We start from the raw sequence: 4,008 nt of genomic DNA on the forward strand, positions 1-4,008 counted from the left end.
GCAATACGATAAACGGGGTAAAAAACGTCTTCAAGAGGCGGCTAAGCGATTAACATTCAAATAAGAAAAAGATGAAAAAGTGATAATGAGGGTTAAATTATAACAATAAGGGGTTTTCTGACCATAGCCCCGATGTGTTCCCTTGCTCCCTCTTAGCCCTTGCGACGTCTGGCTTTCAACGGAAAAATCGATTTTGAATAGCACTGGATAAAACGTGATAACCTGTTGAATATAGGTTTTTTTATTTTTTAAAAAAATTCATGTAATCCGTTTGGCTACCTTTGGCATCATTCCTGTTTATGCTTTCTGTCTTGACCTATACGATTCAATGTGTCAATGAGGGTTGTTCTTTTTACACCAAAATTACGGCAAACAGCAGCTTTGGACATACCGTCTTCCAATGCGGTAAGAATTGCCTCCAATTTTTCATCTGTGACCGCTCGTGGCCTTCCTCCTCGTTTTCCTCGCCGATTGGCTGCCGCTAAATCGGCGATAACGCGTTCTTTTGTCAGAGAACATTCATATTTACATAGATTGTTCACTCCAAAGGGGGAATTAGGTTATACAAATGGCTGGAAAAGGATTATAAAAGAAAAATATTTACCAGTAGTAAAGCGGTGCTTACTTATAAAGCTGGAAACACGGCAATTAAAGCATATTTGATGTTAGATAAATATCTTTTTAATGAGAAAGATGAAAATAACTGAAAAGGTAAATTATTTTCGCCTTTAAGTATAGAAGGAAACTGAATTTTTTATCTAATGATATTACTATGGATAGAAGTATTATAGAAAAAAAATACATGAATGCATAAATGCAAAGCATCGCAACTGGATTACTATTAGTTGAGTATATGCTTACGAAATAAAGCAATATGATTATGGAGTTGAGTGTGAATACTGTTGGTAGATCCCAGCGAAACAAATCACTAAGCCATTCATCATATTTATCTGTTGATTGAATTTCTTTTTCGTATGCATCGTTTAATGATTTAATTTCCTTCTTATATGAGTCGTTTAGATATTGGATTTCTCGCTCACATGCCTCGTTTAACGATTTAATCTTTTTTTCATGTTTATCTCTTAAATATTTTATTTCTTTCTCATATGCATCTCTTAAGGATTTGTCTTCCTTTTCATATGTATCTCTTAAGGATTTAGTTTCTCTTTCATACGTATCTCTTAAAGATTTAGTTTCCTTTTTTGATAGTTTATTTAGTAAATAAATATTGTTGTTTTTCATTTTCATAATCTTCTATCTTTTTTATGGGCGATGGTATTTCTTGCCGCCCATCACTAATGTTAGTTATCAGGCTATTTTTATTTGTATTTTTTCATAAGGAGCACTTTCGTCTGAAAACTTAGTGTCTATTCTTTCTATAAACGCATTTTTAAATTTAAATTCATGTGCTATTTTCCCATTAATATACAGGGATGTTTTTAATTCTAAACTTTCATTTTTATCGATAGCATTAAGTAATAATGGGGATGATCTATCCAAGCTTTTCTCTAAGATTATTTTTTCTATAGACTTTGAGTCATTAATCCCTTTTGACAACTCTAGGCTTTTAACCTGTATTTTATCCTTTTGGATATCATCATCTGAACAGTTTTTCGACAACAATCCTTGGGCCGTCTCTGTAATTTCTATGTAAGTGGTATATTGCATAGTATTTCCTCCTTGTTGTTAATAACTGCCAAGTAAGCCATTTTATTTGAACATAGGCAATGAAAACTTAATGCAATAATCGTATTTCTGTAAATTTACATAATGAATTTTCTGAGAAAAAGGCATGTAAAGTCCGTCAGGCAGCGAATTTTGTCACTGTTTCCCGTTTAATGATTAGACAAAGTAATTATTGCAGAGTAATTTTAAACTATAAACACATACGCCCCCGAAATTGTGCTTCAACTTGGCGGAAGACTCACAACTCACGAGGGCGCAGGCTCATAACTTAAAAAGAGTTTAGCATATGTACATACGGAAACAACACCCCCGCCATAAGCGCAACAAAAAATGACTAGCCTTGCATTGGATTACTTTGCAGACCATCTGCCCCGTAAACCGTATCACACAGACGATTTTCTTTATGGATTGCGCATCAATAACACCGACGTGGCAAAGCTCGCCCGCTACATCCAGCATAATTCTCCCCATGCGGCTTTCTGGTTTGTGTTTGATGTTGATCGCATAGGGGCAGCGATCGACTGGACGGGGGTTTGTGCCCAATTCAGCGAAAAGTTCCATGATGTTAAAATTATATAATCATTTCAAAATGTTGAATGAAAATAATCAGCTTGCTTCCTCGTAATCATCATACTCATCACTATCATCCTAGTAAGAACAGACCTTATCTAAGCTAATTATTTTAGCCAGTCTAATTCTTATTGGGATATTCATTTCATTATTACTTATGACACGTTTATGAGTTGAAGCCTAATGCTATGATACTATCGGTCAGAAATAAAGGCTAAAAACCAATGATCAACTGCTATCACATTTATCCCCGTTAGATTGGGAACATATCAATCTGACAGACGATTATATTCTGGCAAAGCAACCGCACGTCCGTTTCCTGTAAGTTTCGCCGCCTGCGTCTGGCTAAGATCGATAAGTACAAAAACAGGCTTAACGAATGAAAGGGACTTCCCCCTCGATTGGGTTACTGTATTGATTTTCCGTGCCATCATGGGGAGTAACCAAAATATGAAAGGGGAATTATTATGACCATCGCAACTATTGGTATCGATCTCGCAAAAAATGTCTTTGCTGTTCATGGCGTTGACCACAATGGCAAAACTGTTCTGGTAAAACCCAGAGTATCACGGGCTGCGCTTCCTGAACTTATCGCCAGTTCGCCACCCTGTGTGATCGGGATGGAGGCCTGCTCCGGTGCCCACTACTGGGCAAGATTATTCCGTCAATATGGTCACGATGTCCGGCTGATGGCGCCGAAATTCGCCTCACCCTACCGTATGGCGGGTAAGAGTGGGAAAAACGATGCAGCAGACGCCCAGGCAATTTGTGAAGCCGCGCAACGGCCACATATGCGATTTGTGCCGGTCAAAGACGAGAACCAGCAGGCTATGCAGTGTTTACACCGGACGAGGCAAGGATTTATCGAAGAGAAAACAGCAACGTATAACCGCCTCCGGGGGTTGATATCTGAGTTTGGTGTTATTGCCCCACAAAGCACTGATGCTCTGCGTTACATCGTCTCTGACCAGAAGGAAACCTTGCCAGTGCAGGTCAGGCAGTGTGTTGATGACCTGTTGGAACATATTACCAATATTGAAGAAAAAATCGCTGAATATGACCGAATTTTATCTCGAGTGGCTAAAACGGATCTCCGTAGCCAACAGTTGATGGAGCTGAAAGGTATTGGTCCCACAACTGCCAGTGCGCTGGTAGCCAGTATCGGTAATGCACATGATTTTAAGAACGGGCGTCAACTGGCCGCCTGGCTGGGGCTAACACCATCGCAATACAGTAGCGGCGGAAAATCAAAACTTGGCAGGATAACAAAAGCAGGTGACTCATACCTGCGAACGCTACTGGTACAGGGTGCCCGTTCCGTCCTGATCGGCGCTGAAAAAAGAACAGATTCGTTCAGCCGCTGGGTCTGTTCACTGGTTGAGCGAAGAGGATACTGGCGGGCTGTCGTAGCCATTGCCGCCAAGAACGCGAGGCTGTGCTGGGCATCGCTGCATTATGGTGATGATTTCAAGCTTTACTCAGCTCATTGATAACGCGAAACAGAGTAATCATCTGACCTGCAGCTCGTTGATGGTAAAGGGTTAGACCCCGTGAGATATATCTGTGTATTGTACTGGATACATGTATCCGTTTAACGAACAAGAATCTCACGCGCGTCTTTCATCAGGGTCCGAATCGACAGTGATTCATCATGGCTGATGTTATGAACTCCCGCTCCTCACGGAGTAAGATGGGAATTCATCAATAAAATCCAGCCAGTTTTGGGAGGAGATTATGCCTAATCTCATCATC

Annotated in this window: 5 protein-coding genes and 1 pseudogene; 2 read left to right on the forward strand and 4 right to left on the reverse strand. The window is 40.0% G+C overall.

Translation table 11 applies throughout. From position 1 onward, the window contains the following. Positions 1-287: 287 nt before the first annotated feature. From Xvie_RS19780 to Xvie_RS19790, 3 genes are all read right to left on the reverse strand, one after another. A complete protein-coding gene (locus Xvie_RS19780; protein WP_086110820.1) occupies positions 288-542 on the reverse strand; it encodes a helix-turn-helix domain-containing protein in 255 nt (84 codons plus the stop codon). Between the two features lie 139 nt (positions 543-681). Beyond that, complete coding sequence (locus tag Xvie_RS19785; RefSeq protein WP_139838920.1) at positions 682-1,242, reverse strand: hypothetical protein; 561 nt, start codon at positions 1,240-1,242, stop codon at positions 682-684. Positions 1,243-1,308: 66 nt separating this feature from the next. Then, the gene (locus tag Xvie_RS19790; RefSeq protein WP_086110822.1) at positions 1,309-1,668 is read right to left on the reverse strand and encodes a type VI secretion system tube protein Hcp; all 360 of its coding nucleotides are present in this window, start codon (positions 1,666-1,668) and stop codon (positions 1,309-1,311) included. Between the two features lie 348 nt (positions 1,669-2,016). On the opposite strand from Xvie_RS19790, the pseudogene Xvie_RS19795 reads away from it, so the two are divergent. Further along, a pseudogene (locus Xvie_RS19795) lies at positions 2,017-2,214 on the forward strand (replication initiation protein); the annotation flags it as partial. 311 nt (positions 2,215-2,525) lie between these two features. Here Xvie_RS19795 and Xvie_RS25970 read toward each other — a convergent pair. After that, positions 2,526-2,690 carry a hypothetical protein gene (locus tag Xvie_RS25970; protein WP_167376339.1) on the reverse strand — a complete coding sequence of 55 codons (165 nt, stop codon included), beginning with the start codon at positions 2,688-2,690 and terminating at the stop codon, positions 2,526-2,528. A gap of 33 nt (positions 2,691-2,723) precedes the next feature. Between Xvie_RS25970 and Xvie_RS19800 the strand changes: the two genes are divergently transcribed. Next, on the forward strand, positions 2,724-3,746 hold the full coding sequence (locus tag Xvie_RS19800; RefSeq protein WP_086110823.1) for an IS110 family RNA-guided transposase: 1,023 nt from the start codon (positions 2,724-2,726) through the stop codon (positions 3,744-3,746). The last annotated feature ends 262 nt before the right edge of the window (positions 3,747-4,008 follow it).

This window comes from Xenorhabdus vietnamensis, from assembly GCF_002127535.1.
GTDB classification, from domain to species: domain Bacteria; phylum Pseudomonadota; class Gammaproteobacteria; order Enterobacterales; family Enterobacteriaceae; genus Xenorhabdus; species Xenorhabdus vietnamensis.

Excerpts from the sequence above, each read along its gene's own strand:
- Xvie_RS25970 (WP_167376339.1), bottom strand. The coding sequence starts at position 2,690 with ATGATGGCACGGAAAATCAATACAGTAACCCAATCGAGGGGGAAGTCC.
- Xvie_RS19785 (WP_139838920.1), bottom strand. The coding sequence starts at position 1,242 with ATGAAAAACAACAATATTTATTTACTAAATAAACTATCAAAAAAGGAA.
- Xvie_RS19790 (WP_086110822.1), bottom strand. The coding sequence starts at position 1,668 with ATGCAATATACCACTTACATAGAAATTACAGAGACGGCCCAAGGATTG.
- Xvie_RS19800 (WP_086110823.1), top strand. The coding sequence starts at position 2,724 with ATGACCATCGCAACTATTGGTATCGATCTCGCAAAAAATGTCTTTGCT.